Below are 14,057 nucleotides of genomic sequence, written 5' to 3'. Positions count from 1 at the left end.
TCAATTCCTCCCTATGCCAATATTTAAGTTACGTCCTTTTTGCGCAAACCAATCATCCGCTTTTTCAAACATACGATCAATGTCACGTTCATTTCGAACAGTATTATAAAAATTAACTTCAATTGGTTGTTGATTACTGCCTTCCCCTGTTGCTGTTCCTGCCATATTAGGAAGACCATTTAAAAGTGCATCTCCTAATGCATTAGGTACGTCAAATGCAACAATTTGTGCCAATTGTGCAGCTGCATTTTGTATCGTTTCTGCGACATTTTTTGTAAGTAAATTCAATTGTCCACCAATACCAGCTGCTTTTTCTGAAGAACTTAAAGGTGTAACCGATACTTTATTTCCTTTTTTACTGAATAATTCGGGCCCAGCTTCACCAGCAATGAATTGTCCATCTCCAAGAACATGACCACCTTTTGCAAGCATTGGTACATGTGGAATAGTTGGTGCATCTACACCGGGAATTTTATTTAATAGGTTGGCAGGTGTATTAAATCCATCAATGAATTTATTAATCATACTAATAATGCCATTAATGACTGTTCTGATACCGCTTTTGATACCATCCCAAACACCTAATACAGCAGATTTCATTCCATTAAAAGCACCCTCTACCGCACTGGTAACCCAACGGACAGGTGTCATAATTGCTTCTTTTAATCCATTCCAAACACCAGAAGCTGTTGATTTAATACCTTCCCATATACTTGAAAGAGTAGATTTTATGCCGTTCCAAATACTGCTACTTGTACTACTAATTGCATTCCAAACAGTAGATATTGCTGATTTAATGTTATTAAAAATTGGAGTTACCACAGAAACAATAGAATTCCAAATGCTTGATAAAACATTTTTTATTGTGTTCCATATCGTGCTTGTAGTAGAACTAATTGTATTCCATACAGAAACAATAAAATCTTTAATACGATTAAAAATAGGCGTGACAAAAGATACTAGTCCATTCCAACAAGTAGATAAGAAGTTTTTAATTGCTTCCCAAACCGCACTTGTAGTAGAACTAATTGTATTCCATACACCTGTAATAAAAGTTTTAATCCTTTCAAATATTGGCGTAGCAAAGTAAGAAATAGCAGTCCAAATCGCTTGTAAATATTGACTAATAAAATTCCATATGGTTTGAATTACAGTAGAAATACCATTCCAAATCAATGAAAAGAAATCTGCAATCCCTTGTAAGACAGGTGTTAAAAAGGCTACAATTCCATTCCAAATTTCCATAAAGAAAGTTGAAATAGCAGTCCAAGTTGTTGTAAAAAATGTAGCAATCCCCTGTAAAACTGTAGTAATAAACAGTACAATACCATTCCAAATCATTGTGAAGAATTCTGAAATAGCAGTCCAAACTGTTGTTGTAGTTGTACTAATCATATTCCAAGTATTAGTTAATATTAGAAGTAAACCATCCCAAATACCTACTAAAAACTCCTTAATAGCATTCCAAGTATTTATGGTCCATTCTTTAATAGAATCCCAATTTTGAACGATTGCAACAACTAACCCTACAACAGCCGCTATAATAATCGGGATAATGGCTATCCACCCAAGCATTGCCCCTGCAGTAATTCCAAATGCACCAGCTAATGCACCAGCTAGTGGTGCAAGTGAGGATAGAATGATTAGCAAGGGACCAATGGCGGCAACAATGCCACCAACTATTATGATAATCTTTTGAGCAGTAGGAGATAAATTATTGAATCCATCGGATACGGTTTTTACTGCACTTGAAATAGAAGGCATGATATCTTTTGCTATAGATAATAAAACTTTTCCTAAAGGTTCAAGAGCAGCCGCTAATTCCCGCAACATACTTTTAAATTGTTGCCCAAACGCTTCCTCTTGAATCTTTTTCATTTCTTCCATGCGTCCTTTTGTGTCACCAAGTCCGCCATTCACATCATTTAAACTTAGTACAGCATCCGCACCCATGTCTTCCCATTTCGTTCCAAATAGAGCTACACCAATTTGATTTGCTTTTACTTTATCATCCATACCACGCAAATCACCTAGTACAGCATTAAATACATCAGCAGCAGTTGCTTTTCCTTCGTTAAACGATGCCCAAACACCTTGTGTTTCTTTAGATAATTCACCAAAGCCTTCTGTTACACCTTTAGAACCATCCTGCACTCTTATTCCGAACTCTTTTACAAGATCATTAATGTAATCAAGATTATAACTGCCATTTGCAGTACCATTTGCTAAAATAGTAAACATTTCATCCGCTGTGAATCCAGCTTGCTTAAACAGTGGTGCATATTCACTTAAGTTATCAAATAACTCATCCGAATAGTTTAAACCACTTTGAGCACCTGCAGCTAACAGATCAAATGTTTCTTGTGTAGATAATCCGAACTGACTCATTAATTGACCTGCACCACGAGTTGCTTCATTTAGATCAACATCATATGTTTGAGCAAGTGTTAATACATTTTCAGTTGCATCTTGTAATTCCTCATGTGGAACATCACGCATATTTTGAAATACTTTTACTAATGCTGTATCAACTTCTCCGAGATTTTCACCAAATCCATTTTTCCAAGTACTTTCTGCTATCTTTTCAAGATTTTGAGCACCTTCAGATGTTAAACCTAAACTTGCTTGGATTTTTCTTTGTGAAGCATCCATATCAGAAGCTACTTTCATTGCTCCTGCACCTAAACCTAAAATAGCTGGTGTTGCTGTCGTAGACATAGCTTCCCCAGCACTTCGCATCTTTTCACCAGCAGCATTAATTTTCTCTGATGCTTGGCTTGCAGTGTTTGCTTGTTCAGATAGTGCTGTATTTGTTTGTTGAACTTCATTTTGCAATTGTTGTTCTGCGGCTCTTAATTGTAATAATTTTGTTTCAAGCTTATTTACTTCAGCAGAATTTTCACCATACTGTGATTTAGCAGCTTCTAATTTCTGTACACAATTTTGTGTTTGTTGAGCAGCATTTTGCTGTGCTTGTTCCAAGTAATGAATCTTTGCCGTTAATTTTTCAGATTCAGTTGCATTATTACCAAGTGCTGCACGTTGCAAATCATATTCAGCACGAAATTTTGCTGATTTATTTGCAAGACTAGTTTCTTCTGCACTTAATTTATTTAATTCTTGTGCAGCAACACTATTTTGTTGTCCTAATCTTTGAAGTGCTGATTCTGTTTCTTTAACTTGATTTGAAAACTTTTGTTCAGCTATTTGAGCATTCGCTAATTGACGTGCAAGTTTTTCAACTTCTACAGAGTTTTCACCATATATAGCTTTTGCTTTACTTAATTGTTGTTCAGTTGCTGCAACTTTTTGCGCTGCTAATTGTTGTTGCTGCTGTAGGTATCCTAACTTTGCAGTTAGTTTTTCTGTTTCTGTACTGCTTAATTTAAGTTGTTCTTGTTGCAAGGTGAATTCTTGACGTAACTTTGTACTTTCATTCTTCATTTCACCCATTGCTTTATTAAATTCTTGATTGAAAACTTTAAATGTTATTTTTGATTCTGGACCATTTGCCATATTTTCACCTGCCTTTCTTTAACGTGGATTGGCTTTCCAACCATCAAAAGCAAGTTTTCCTTCAGCTATTCGCTCCACCGATGCAACAGGAAAGTGCCAAAATGTATCTGGATCAATCCCATAAATTAAAACATAGAGAACATATTTGTCCTCTATGCATTCAATGTTTATTTTCGGTGGTTGAATTTCTTTTTTCCCGTTTTTGTACTTTTGTCTAATCCTTGTGCAAATCCGTTTTGTTGTCCCGTTGTTACACCAGAAATTAATTGTGCATATAATTTTACTGTTGCATCAAAGGAATAATGAAATCGCTCTAAAAATGCATCAAAATCATAAGGGAAATTTTTATTTGCACCTAAGCACCCTAAATAAATGATCTTTTGTAATTCAACTTCGTCAATTCCTTGTAAAGCAGTACTATCTATACTATCAAGTTGATTTGGATCAACGTTCACTAAACCTTTTAATTTAAATAACCCTTGCAAAAGGGATTCTTCTAGTAATCCTAAATCTTTTCCCTTCTTCACTGCATAATTTGTAATATAACAAGGGACAGTTTGTTGATTTTTAGTTATTCTTTGGAATTGTCCGTTGTCTAACTGTACAGTTTCTACTTCTTGTAATTTTACAATTTCTACTTTCACCAATTTGTTGCCCCCCTATTACTGTTGTGGTGTTTGAGTTGTCGCTTTTACTAGTTCTGGTGTGAATTTTGTATGCCATTGATCTTTTACTGTTTGATCTTCTAATTCATCTACTAATGCTTCATAGTACATTTCACCATTACTATCCTTCATTGCTGTAAATTCTAACTCTGTTTCTGCAACTTCATCAGCGCCATTTTCAATTTTAAATTTGAATCCTGTTGAAGAAGCACAGTTAGAAAAGGCAACTAGTTTTTGTAAATCCTCAAATTCATCAACTACATCAGCAGTTAGGACGAATGGTTTACCTTTAGATTTAGCACCATATGACCATACGCCAGGTTTTAAGCCATCTGTTTTTATTCCGAAAATCTTTCTAAGAACGTCTACACGTAAATGTCCCGAAAGAGTCAAAGTTATTTTGGATGGTCTAGAAATCTTTTTTACTTCTAATCCCTCGCACTTTTTAACGATTTCAAGCATTTCCGTTTCACCTTCGATAGTTCCCACACAACCGAACTTTGTTCCTGTTTGTTGTACTCCACCTTCGATAAATTGAATCCCTACATTGGTAAATGTCATTGGATCAAATTCTTCTACAATTGTTTTTGCCATATTATGAACCTCCTAATGTTTGTTGAATAGCTTTATCTAACTCCGTATTTAAACGTTCAGATATTTTGGGTGTAGCTGTTTGCAATCCTCGCTCCAATATTTTTTGAGGAGTATTTTTTGCTGATCTCCCAATACCTAAATCGGGATATTTTAAATAATTAAACCTTGGTGTTGGACGAATCGTAAAACCAAGGTTCATTTTGCTATTTGTTAGTGCTTTTTCATTTCTTGCATGTCGTTTATTTCTAACTCTCCCTTTCCATGTAGAGATAGGGATTTGAGGTTGAATAGATTCTAATGCTAAATTTACACCGTCATTATGTAGCACTTTATTTAGTGCTTGCTCTGACTTGTTCGGAATCTGTTTCAGTTTGTTTTCTAATTTCTCAATATCTCCAAACTCTAAACTCCATGAACTAGCAGCCATATTTTACAAGCCTTGTTACATAAATCTCAATTTCATCAATGTATTCATCTAGTTCGCCTTTTTGAATAGACGTTTTATTAGAATGTTGAAATGAATGTCCTGCAGATTCAAGTGCTGCAATAATATCTAACATTCTTTCATCTAGATCATCACGATTTTCAGAATAATAACGAATTAAAACATTTTGTTTTAGTGTGAACTTGTTATCTGTTTTTTCAAAACCGCCTGTTTCAAAAATGAAATAATGATAATTTTCTTCTTCATCTTCACTCACTTGATCTTGATAAACCCCTACCTCAAAATGTTCTTTCAACTTTGAAATTAGCAAGCTATTCATTTTTTGCAGTCGTTTCTTCGATTGTTCGTTGCTCATCATATCCACCTACTTCCTGCAAATAAAAATATAAATATTGCTTGTCTGAATCGACTTTAATCACATCGTATTGCAAACCATCTATAACTACTTTTAAATTGTTCTTATTAACGGAACGAAAAGAAGGAGGAAACAGTGTTTTTACTTTCTTATCTAGCTTTGCATTTAATAGTCCACAAGATTGATAATCACTATCCCGTGCAGATAATTCCCTAAAAGCAAGTTTACCTTCTTCAGAAAAAATCCCCTTAATCCGTTTTCCATTTTCACTACGTTTTGTTTCTGTCCGTCCGTATTTTAGAAAACCGTCATTAAATGTTTCGTTATATGGCTTCATCTTTTGCCCTCTCTTTTAAGGCGGCATCTATAATTAACCGTTGTAATTCCCCTCGAAAATTCTTTTCAAAATCTTCTAGAGCATTGTTGTATTCATATCTGCAACGCTCAATCAATAATTGCTTTACTTGATTTTCTTCATCAAATGAAAAAGACGTACCACAAAGATTTTGTAAATACGCCTTTCCACGTTCAATTGTTTTATTTATTTGTTCATCTTCATCATTCCAAGTGATACGCAAACGGCTTTTTACATCTTCAAGTAATGTTTCATCTAATGTTTTCCCCATTTTAATCACCATTTGTAACTGATTCCTCTATAATTTTACGAATATCCTCTTTTAAGGTTGCAGAAGAAATATCTATATTATGTTGATTTGCGTAAGCAATTAATTCTGGTTTTAACATGCTACTAAAATCAATTCCCTCCACTCTTAATGTAGAGGATTGATTAGGGTGTAGGTGTTTGACTACCACCAGCTTTTAAGCTGCTAATATCAAATACTAAGAACGATTCATTATCTTTTGGACGACCATTTGCATATTGCTTAGATAAATAAACTGTTTCATCTTCTAAGAATTTATATTCTGTTGATACTTCAATTTTTTGAGTCGAACCAACACCCATAAAGTAATCACTTGCAATCCCTGCAACCATCTTTCCTTTTGGAACAGCTAAAGACTGAATAACTGTAGCTGGAATTGGAAGCACACCAGATACATATGCACCATTTTGTGTTAAGAATGTAGTTGCTGGGAAGATTTTTTCCCAATAATCAAGAGGATTCACAACCATAAGTGCATTATTTACGGCACGTCGTCCACCTTTTGTTAGTGGTGCCATAACTTCTCTTCCTAATGATTCTGGTGATAAACTAGTAAGCACAATTGCTTTTTTATCACTATAAACTCCTGCTGTTACCGCTGCATTAAGATCTTTCATCATCCCAATTGGTTGGTCTTTCCCTGTTCCATTTACAATTGCTTCTTCTAACGCAATTGCCATTGATTCCGTTAAAATTTCACGAACATAACGATCTAACCAAACTGGGCCCAAATCTAACATTGCGTTACAAACTGGAACATATGCACTTAATTTATATAAGTTTGTTGGGATAGCTTCAAAACCATCATCTAATAATTCTTTAATTTCTTCACAAAGTTTTCCCCACCAAGCAGATTGTACATTTCCTTTTTTCACAATCCATTCTGTTACACCAGTCGTATTTACAAATTCAATATAGTTTAACAATGCGTGATTCGTACGTAAATACTCAAATACACGTTCAAAAACTGTTGCAGGTACTAACTTTTCAACTCCTGCAAAACCTTTATTTGCGATTACTTCGTTATAATATGACTGTTCCTCTTTTGTTAAAACTTGCAGTCCACGGCTTGCCATAACTTGTTGATCTGTTAAATCTTCATTTACTGCTCTACGTGCTTCATTGATAATATTTTCTTGGATAGAATTTGCAAACTCTACCATAGCTGCAGCTGCAGCTTCTTCATTTCCGCTATTCATTGCATTTAATAATTTTTCTTTCATTTCGTTTTGTTTCTGTGCTTCACGATCTAAATTTTTAATTGCCATTTTTCATTTCCTCCTATTTTATGCAAAATAAAAAACACTACCTTTTGGAAGTGTTCAATGCCGTTAGTAATGTAAATAAAGCATTTTTAGTATTGTTCGTATTTTCTTGGTTTTCTTCTTTTGTACTAGCTGATACTGATGATATATATTTGTTTAATAGTTTTTCTTTTGCTGTTTCATCATCTTCATCTTCTTCATTATCTTCTTTTGGTATTTCAATCTCATCTACAATTTCATCACAGAAGCCAAATGTTTTACATTCTTCAGCAGTCAACCAAGTTTCTTCTGCTAACAATTCCTCTAATTCGTTTCTTTCTCCTACAAATCGGGAAGTATAGCTTTCTGTTACTGCAGTATCAATTTTATCAAGGCGATCAGCTACTTTTCGTAAACCTTCAGCATTACCAGCTGCATATGTCCACGCTCTATGAATCATCATCATTGTATTCTTCGGCATAATAATTTTATCGGCTGCCATTGCAATAACAGATGCTCCACTTGCTGCCAAACCATCAATGTGAATAACGATTTGGGCAGAATGATTTTTTAATAAATTAGAGATGGCAATTGATTCAAATACATCTCCACCACCACTATTGACGTGAACGTTAATTGTTTTGGCTGTAATATTCTTTAACTGTTCTCGCACTATACTACTTGAGATACCGTCATACCAAGAATACGCTGAAATAGTTCCATACATATATAAGTCTGCTTCTTCAGTATTAGCGCTATTAAGTACCTCAAATCTATTTTTGATTTTCGGAATTTCCGTTACTGTCATTCTCATCACCTCCCCCTAATGCTGCTGCATTTTCAACTGATTCATAGTTTTTCGTAACATACCGCTTATTTGCCCATTCCTCATTAATTGGTTCGCGTCCTAACATCCGTAAAATATCATTAATTGAATTTGCACCAATTCTAAAGAACACATCACAAGCACTTGCTAGTTGTGTAATATCTACATATTTAATACGACTCGTATCTACTTTTAAATATGTTCGTTCTAAGTACTCTTCCTTCTTATAAAACTTACGATTTATTTCATCTGCAATAAGTTCTATAAGCGGATTAATACAGAACATAAGGAAATTATCTGTTTGCTTGGAGACATCGACAACATCACCTTTTAACATTCCTTTTGGTACATGAAAAGCCATTGAAACAAAATCAATAATGTCATCAACAAGTGCTTTAATATCTCGACTATCTAATTTGTTTCCTTTGGAAGTGTTACTAAAATTCTCTAATGTATATCCATCTTGTAATTGGAACACAGCACCTGCATTATCTGCTTCAAAAAACGCTTTAAACTGTTCATTGAACATTGCATCCATTTGTTGTTGCATTTCTGGTGTTTGTGCTCTTAAAAATTCACCTTGCACAACAACACGCATTGCATTAGAACGTTTATAAATACTTGTAGCAGAAGTAATTAATTTGCCCCAGCTGCTGTATAAACCATCAATTACACTCATGATATTTTCATCATTTAATTGAAAATAAAAAACCTCACTCTCTTTAAATACCTTTTCGGTAAAAGTGAAGTTTTTAACAGTAACGCCTTTATATATATTTTCTTTTAATGCAAATTCTTCTTTGCTAAAACTGTCTGCAATATATAGTTGATCGTTATGCATAATTACTAAACATTCATTATCATAAATTAAATGTGAGACTAAACTATGCATAAATTGTGAAGCGTTTTGGTTTTGGTTGGGCTGCACATTAAATAAATAGTGATTTCCCTTTCGAACTTCTTTTCCTTTTTCAAAGGTTTGAAATTCACAACGAACAAGCGTATTTGCAATTAAATCTACACAAGTATTAACAGCTAGTTTTTTAAAGAAGTAATCAATGGAAGCTTCATAAAAACAGCTTTTTAAATCTGCCCTGCTCCTTTTTCCAAACCAACTGCCTATCCAATCAATTAAACCCATTCCCTCACCTGCCTTTCTAGTAAATTCTTACTTTAAATGCACCAACAGAAAATGGTTTTGCTTCTGTTAATTCACTATCTTGTGTTAAAGCATGAGTAAAAGCAAAGAAACCATCTGTTTTCCGTTTCTCTTTATCAATCTTGCAATACTCTTTGTTACCATTTCCTTTTTCATCTACATAAACATTCCCTACATACCAACGCATTAGCGGATCATCACCAAATACAATTAACTGTTTAATAAACATCTCATCAATTAATGGTGCTAATTTTGCATGTGTAATCGGACCTCTTCTTACAATTTCTAAAGGAATACCCGTTTCTTTGAATTTCTCCTCTAAGATAGAAGCACGGAAACTATCACAAGCGACTTTCTTGATATTAAATATTTTTGCTTGTTCTAAATACCAATTCACAACACGATCTGCATCAATGGATTTATCATAAACAATCGTACATAATCCTTTTTCTTTTGCAATTTCAATAATATCGGGGTTGATATCTTGCAATTTTAAAGCCATATGATGAATGAAAGTGTGCTGCATCCAATATCTTTTCCCATCATGTTTAAATAACAAACCAACAGAACAAAAGTCTCGAACATCTGCAAAATCAATACCGCCTACTGCATCAATACCTTTTAGATTCTCTGGAAAAGGTTGATCTGTTGCTAATCTATCTTCATAGGTTGCAACCTCTTTTCTAGAATCTTCAACTGGTGAATTCATTCGTTTTGTCATAAATTCAATACGTAATGAACTGTTTTTCTGCATATCGTAGTATTCTTGACGCATTTTTTGTTGTAAAGATGGATTATATCGGTATGATGGATTTGCTTTTTCCCACATTTCTTCATTATCTACTTCTGATGGATTATCTAATTTACAAATGAACGGAAATAATGTGGAATCTGGCAACTCTTTATTTAATACTGCTCTTGCTTCTTCTTTTAAATCATCAAGAACACCACCACGAACATAACCATCTGTAGAAATATAGAAAATGCGTGGATCTTTCTTTTTACCAAGACCAGAAGTAAATACCTTTATATTCTTGTAATTGTCATATTCATGTATCTCATCGAAAATAACAATACCAGAACGCTTACCATCTTTTGTTCTAGCATTCGATGTATTGTAGTTCATTTTTGATTTTGTACGCTTATGTTGAATCAATGTTTGAGATTTATAAAAATTCTTCTTCATTTTTTTCTTATGTTTTGGATCATCTAAAACATTGTAAACATCTTCGAATGAAGTTTTTGCTTGATCTTCTGATGTTGCAACAATATCAATATCGTAGTTTGGTATTCCATGATGAGATGTCAGCATAAAAAAACTATCGTAGCCCATCCAACCATTCTTACCAGCACCACGCCCTAATAAATTAAAAAAGCGATCAAACATCAATCGACCATCATCATAACGAACGCCAAATATAAATGCATTGCAAAACTTCTGCCAAGGGAATAATTGAAAAGGAAAATAAGGTGCTGAAACACTCACTGATTTTTCAATTGCTTCTGCATCTATTACAACGTTTGGTTGATCTAATTTCCATCGTAGAAATTCCATAAGCTGTTTTTGTTCTTTACAAGCTTGAATTTCTCCATTTTCAACCATTCTCATGTAATCATCAATGTAGGGGTGATAATTATACGTCTTCGTCATCATCATCATCCTTATCTACTTCTGTTGCTTTCAATCCTAGTTCTGCTAAAAGTTTAAGCATTTGAGCATTCGTTTTATTTAGTTCACTAATACTTTCATTTTTCTTTTTGCCCCTTTGCTTTCCATTCGACCAATCAACAACAACACCCCTTTCTTCTATATCAAGAATGAGATTGTTTTTAATATCCCAAAGTGCCATATAGTCAGATACTAAATCTACATAATGTGCACCGAATGTTCCGTTTTCCTGCAATTGATTCATCAAATCTTGTTTAATGGTCTCTTTTAGCTGATTAATTTTCGGTTTTAGTTTTGTGTGCACCCTTTTCTTTCTTGGTGCAACCTTTTGTGTTTTGTGTGCACCCTCTCTTTGCCAGTTATATCTTTTTTTCCAGGACTTGACGGTATTCATAGAAACAGAATATTTTTCTGCTATATCCTTATACTTCATACCGCTTAAATAGTCACTGTGAGCGGCTTCTTGAGGTGTCGCATTATTATTCATCCATATTCACCACCTCTTTCCATGCATCGTATTTGAGGCGGTTTTAAACGAATTTAAAAAGGATGCACCCTGTATTTTGTGTGCACCCCTCCCCCTCACGTGAGAAAATCAAAAAATATTTTTTCCGACGTCCCCCTCCCGTTGCACGTTCCCCCGAAAAAAATTTGATTTTATTTTAAGGGGGGGACTTATTTAATCGTGATATTTTGTTCAACAAAAGAAATAATATAATGTATTTCTTCTTCTGTTATTGGCAAGAACATCTGAATTCTATTAATATCTAAAAGCTTTTTAACTTTATCAATCGTTAAATTATTACATCTATTACGATTAACAATATCTCTAATCTGTGTGTATCTATAATAAATAAAGCGAGCGCCAGCATTAAAGATGTCTCGCTCTACACTCGTTCGTTCTTCTGGTTCTTTCAGTACTACTCTTTCAAGATAGTCTGTATCATACTCACGACCGTTATCATTGATAATCATCTATTACCATCTCTCTTCATTAACAAACTCTGGTGGCTTATCCTGCACTCTTAAACGATCATGTACTTCATTATGACATGTATTGCAAAGAGACATAAGATTATCAAAGGTTAATGCAAACTCTGGATATTCCTTCACTTCTTTAATGTGATGAACACAATCGGCTCTACGATACTTTCCTTTATCTCTGCACATACAACATTCATTGTTATCACGTTGTAATGCTTTAAGTCTCAGTTGTCGCCACTCTTTAGACTTATAAAACTTCATAAGCTTGTTATCTCTTATTAACTGAATAAGTTCATGTGTTTCCACAACTATCACCTTACCCTTTATATCCTCTAGCCGCTTTCAACTGTTTCATCTCTTTTAACACTGCTTTGTCTATATCGTCTATCTCATGTACTTCTTTAGCTTCAATAAGACTTTTCACGATTAACAATGTCAGTGTCACGCCAATGCTGTAACCAATAAATAAGATTAACCACATTATCTAATCACCTCCAAAATAAAAAGCACCCGAATGGATGCTTTTTCATTAAGTATTAATTTGTACTTTAATTACGGTAAATGAAGTTTTATTCTTCTTTCAGCTAACAACCACGACAGACACTCTTGGTCAACTTATCAGGTCGCCCTCATTCCATCTACCTAGGATGTTGTTAGCTCAAGGAAGAGCAAAAGCTCTCCCTAATAACGGTATCATTCAATCACTACCATCTGCTGGTTACGGATTTTATGTGCCATCATTATGAATCGTTTAGACAAAATATAAAGGAATCTTTATGAGTTGTGTTTTCCGCCACTTCTCACAATACAAATATAACACGAAAATTTCAAAACGACCGGCACGTTTCCTGCCAAAAAGCGGTCACGACTCTGCCACAATTAAATTCCTTGAAACACCGCTAATGTGATTTTATTTAAGTCTGGTACTACTAAATATAAAAATCCGTTTATTAATATAAAAGCAATTAATAACATACATATAATCGCAATAACATAATTAGTAAATTTTCCAATGAACAACCTTCTATACATCCACATAATAAAGCTATTTGCAATCCCTTTATTCTTTACATTGACAATCCAATTTAATACAAAGAACAACTGGAATCTAATAATCCAAATCAAACTTATATAAAGTAATCCAATCCCAAAAAACTTAAACATGATTGTTATAAACTCCTGATGATAAGTACTTGAAACATTAAGGAATCTTCCTAACAATCCATTCCATCCTCCATTTTTAATAAACTGCTCCGCGTTATTAATATTAGAATTGCTTATTATTGGAGAACTCAAACTCATATTAACTATAAGAAACATACACCAATAAACAATCGGAAAGAACAGCCCCACCTTATCTTTCGTAGATAACTCTTGCAATATTGCTACTTTATGTACCCCGTAAATTATTAATATCGAAATGATAAGACCAAAAGAGAATGTTATATACCCAAAATCTATTATCTCAGTTCTGTAAACTAAAGATAAATAAATTAAAATAAGAGAAGCTATTATATGGATAATTAACCATTCTCTTGATATGTCACTATTTACTTTTCTTGCTTCCATAATTTTGGGTGGAAGATTAATAATTTGAATATGTTTAATTGAATTATTTATAGTGGTGGCAGCTACTTCATTTTTTTTATTTGGTGTTCTAAAAATCCAAATCACAATAATCCCCAACAAAGTATAAATCGCACTTGCAATAAGATTCCCCATAATTCCGTTAAAATCCAATCCAATCACTCCTTTATTTTTCATATTTTACCTCTTTATACATTAATGTTGTAATTCCTACATTTTTTGTTGAAAAACATTTTTCTAAAGACTTATAATCTTTTAATTTTCCTCCTTTATTCTTTATAGAACAAATAACAATTTTACATTTAATTGACTTACCCATATCTTATATTTTGTGTAACTGCCCCGAATGCT

17 protein-coding genes are annotated in these 14,057 nt (G+C 33.7%); all 17 read right to left on the bottom strand.

Going from position 1 to position 14,057, the window contains the following annotated elements; genetic code table 11:
• Positions 1-3,516: a phage tail tape measure protein gene (locus C564_RS34075; RefSeq protein ID WP_018764122.1), complete on the bottom strand. Its 3,516-nt coding sequence runs from the start codon at positions 3,514-3,516 to the stop codon at positions 1-3.
• Between the two features lie 167 nt (positions 3,517-3,683).
• The gene (locus C564_RS0100850; protein ID WP_026008418.1) at positions 3,684-4,160 is read right to left on the bottom strand and encodes a hypothetical protein; all 477 of its coding nucleotides are present in this window, start codon (positions 4,158-4,160) and stop codon (positions 3,684-3,686) included.
• Between the two features lie 18 nt (positions 4,161-4,178).
• Positions 4,179-4,775: a hypothetical protein gene (locus C564_RS0100845; protein WP_018764120.1), complete on the bottom strand. Its 597-nt coding sequence runs from the start codon at positions 4,773-4,775 to the stop codon at positions 4,179-4,181.
• Position 4,776: 1 nt separating this feature from the next.
• A complete protein-coding gene (locus C564_RS0100840) occupies positions 4,777-5,202 on the bottom strand; it encodes a hypothetical protein (RefSeq protein WP_018764119.1) in 426 nt (141 codons plus the stop codon).
• On the bottom strand, positions 5,192-5,578 hold the full coding sequence (locus tag C564_RS0100835; RefSeq protein WP_026008417.1) for a hypothetical protein: 387 nt from the start codon (positions 5,576-5,578) through the stop codon (positions 5,192-5,194). The genes C564_RS0100840 and C564_RS0100835 overlap by 11 nt, the downstream gene beginning before the upstream one ends.
• Positions 5,532-5,912, bottom strand: a complete 381-nt coding sequence (locus tag C564_RS0100830; protein ID WP_018764117.1) for a hypothetical protein — start codon at positions 5,910-5,912, stop codon at positions 5,532-5,534. Before C564_RS0100830 ends, C564_RS0100835 begins: the two co-directional genes overlap by 47 nt.
• Positions 5,899-6,201 carry a head-tail connector protein gene (locus C564_RS0100825; protein ID WP_026008416.1) on the bottom strand — a complete coding sequence of 101 codons (303 nt, stop codon included), beginning with the start codon at positions 6,199-6,201 and terminating at the stop codon, positions 5,899-5,901. Before C564_RS0100825 ends, C564_RS0100830 begins: the two co-directional genes overlap by 14 nt.
• Before the next feature lies 1 nt (position 6,202).
• Complete coding sequence (locus C564_RS36050; RefSeq protein ID WP_142316084.1) at positions 6,203-6,388, bottom strand: hypothetical protein; 186 nt, start codon at positions 6,386-6,388, stop codon at positions 6,203-6,205.
• Complete coding sequence (locus C564_RS0100815; protein ID WP_018764114.1) at positions 6,363-7,505, bottom strand: phage major capsid protein; 1,143 nt, start codon at positions 7,503-7,505, stop codon at positions 6,363-6,365. The genes C564_RS36050 and C564_RS0100815 overlap by 26 nt, the downstream gene beginning before the upstream one ends.
• 37 nt (positions 7,506-7,542) lie before the next feature.
• Positions 7,543-8,289, bottom strand: a complete 747-nt coding sequence (locus tag C564_RS0100810) for a head maturation protease, ClpP-related (RefSeq protein WP_018764113.1) — start codon at positions 8,287-8,289, stop codon at positions 7,543-7,545.
• Positions 8,255-9,448, bottom strand: a complete 1,194-nt coding sequence (locus tag C564_RS0100805; protein WP_018764112.1) for a phage portal protein — start codon at positions 9,446-9,448, stop codon at positions 8,255-8,257. The genes C564_RS0100810 and C564_RS0100805 overlap by 35 nt, the downstream gene beginning before the upstream one ends.
• Before the next feature lie 16 nt (positions 9,449-9,464).
• On the bottom strand, positions 9,465-11,117 hold the full coding sequence (locus C564_RS0100800; protein WP_018764111.1) for a terminase large subunit domain-containing protein: 1,653 nt from the start codon (positions 11,115-11,117) through the stop codon (positions 9,465-9,467).
• Positions 11,101-11,622, bottom strand: coding sequence for a P27 family phage terminase small subunit (locus tag C564_RS0100795; protein ID WP_018764110.1), 522 nt, complete (start codon positions 11,620-11,622; stop codon positions 11,101-11,103). Before C564_RS0100795 ends, C564_RS0100800 begins: the two co-directional genes overlap by 17 nt.
• Before the next feature lie 188 nt (positions 11,623-11,810).
• Positions 11,811-12,110, bottom strand: coding sequence for a hypothetical protein (locus tag C564_RS0100790; protein ID WP_018764109.1), 300 nt, complete (start codon positions 12,108-12,110; stop codon positions 11,811-11,813).
• Positions 12,111-12,113: 3 nt separating this feature from the next.
• Positions 12,114-12,425: an HNH endonuclease gene (locus C564_RS0100785; RefSeq protein WP_018764108.1), complete on the bottom strand. Its 312-nt coding sequence runs from the start codon at positions 12,423-12,425 to the stop codon at positions 12,114-12,116.
• A 10-nt stretch (positions 12,426-12,435) separates the two neighbouring features.
• A complete protein-coding gene (locus tag C564_RS36605; protein WP_018764107.1) occupies positions 12,436-12,600 on the bottom strand; it encodes a hypothetical protein in 165 nt (54 codons plus the stop codon).
• Positions 12,601-12,998: 398 nt separating this feature from the next.
• Positions 12,999-13,883, bottom strand: coding sequence for a hypothetical protein (locus C564_RS0100775; RefSeq protein WP_018764106.1), 885 nt, complete (start codon positions 13,881-13,883; stop codon positions 12,999-13,001).
• Positions 13,884-14,057 lie beyond the last annotated feature (174 nt).

It is taken from the genome of Bacillus sp. 105MF (assembly GCF_000374885.1).
Lineage (GTDB): Bacteria > Bacillota > Bacilli > Bacillales > Bacillaceae_G > Bacillus_A > Bacillus_A pseudomycoides.
This window is presented reverse-complemented; position numbering and strand designations above follow the sequence as displayed.

Coding starts and splice junctions, on each gene's coding strand:
- C564_RS0100805 (WP_018764112.1), bottom strand. CDS start 9,448: ATGGGTTTAATTGATTGGATAGGCAGTTGGTTTGGAAAAAGGAGCAGG.
- C564_RS0100800 (WP_018764111.1), bottom strand. CDS start 11,117: ATGACGAAGACGTATAATTATCACCCCTACATTGATGATTACATGAGA.
- C564_RS0100790 (WP_018764109.1), bottom strand. CDS start 12,110: ATGATTATCAATGATAACGGTCGTGAGTATGATACAGACTATCTTGAA.
- C564_RS0100815 (WP_018764114.1), bottom strand. CDS start 7,505: ATGGCAATTAAAAATTTAGATCGTGAAGCACAGAAACAAAACGAAATG.
- C564_RS0100840 (WP_018764119.1), bottom strand. CDS start 5,202: ATGGCTGCTAGTTCATGGAGTTTAGAGTTTGGAGATATTGAGAAATTA.
- C564_RS0100810 (WP_018764113.1), bottom strand. CDS start 8,289: ATGACAGTAACGGAAATTCCGAAAATCAAAAATAGATTTGAGGTACTT.
- C564_RS0100795 (WP_018764110.1), bottom strand. CDS start 11,622: ATGAATAATAATGCGACACCTCAAGAAGCCGCTCACAGTGACTATTTA.
- C564_RS0100830 (WP_018764117.1), bottom strand. CDS start 5,912: ATGAAGCCATATAACGAAACATTTAATGACGGTTTTCTAAAATACGGA.
- C564_RS0100845 (WP_018764120.1), bottom strand. CDS start 4,775: ATGGCAAAAACAATTGTAGAAGAATTTGATCCAATGACATTTACCAAT.
- C564_RS0100775 (WP_018764106.1), bottom strand. CDS start 13,883: ATGAAAAATAAAGGAGTGATTGGATTGGATTTTAACGGAATTATGGGG.
- C564_RS34075 (WP_018764122.1), bottom strand. CDS start 3,516: ATGGCAAATGGTCCAGAATCAAAAATAACATTTAAAGTTTTCAATCAA.
- C564_RS36605 (WP_018764107.1), bottom strand. CDS start 12,600: ATGTGGTTAATCTTATTTATTGGTTACAGCATTGGCGTGACACTGACA.
- C564_RS0100835 (WP_026008417.1), bottom strand. CDS start 5,578: ATGATGAGCAACGAACAATCGAAGAAACGACTGCAAAAAATGAATAGC.
- C564_RS0100825 (WP_026008416.1), bottom strand. CDS start 6,201: ATGGGGAAAACATTAGATGAAACATTACTTGAAGATGTAAAAAGCCGT.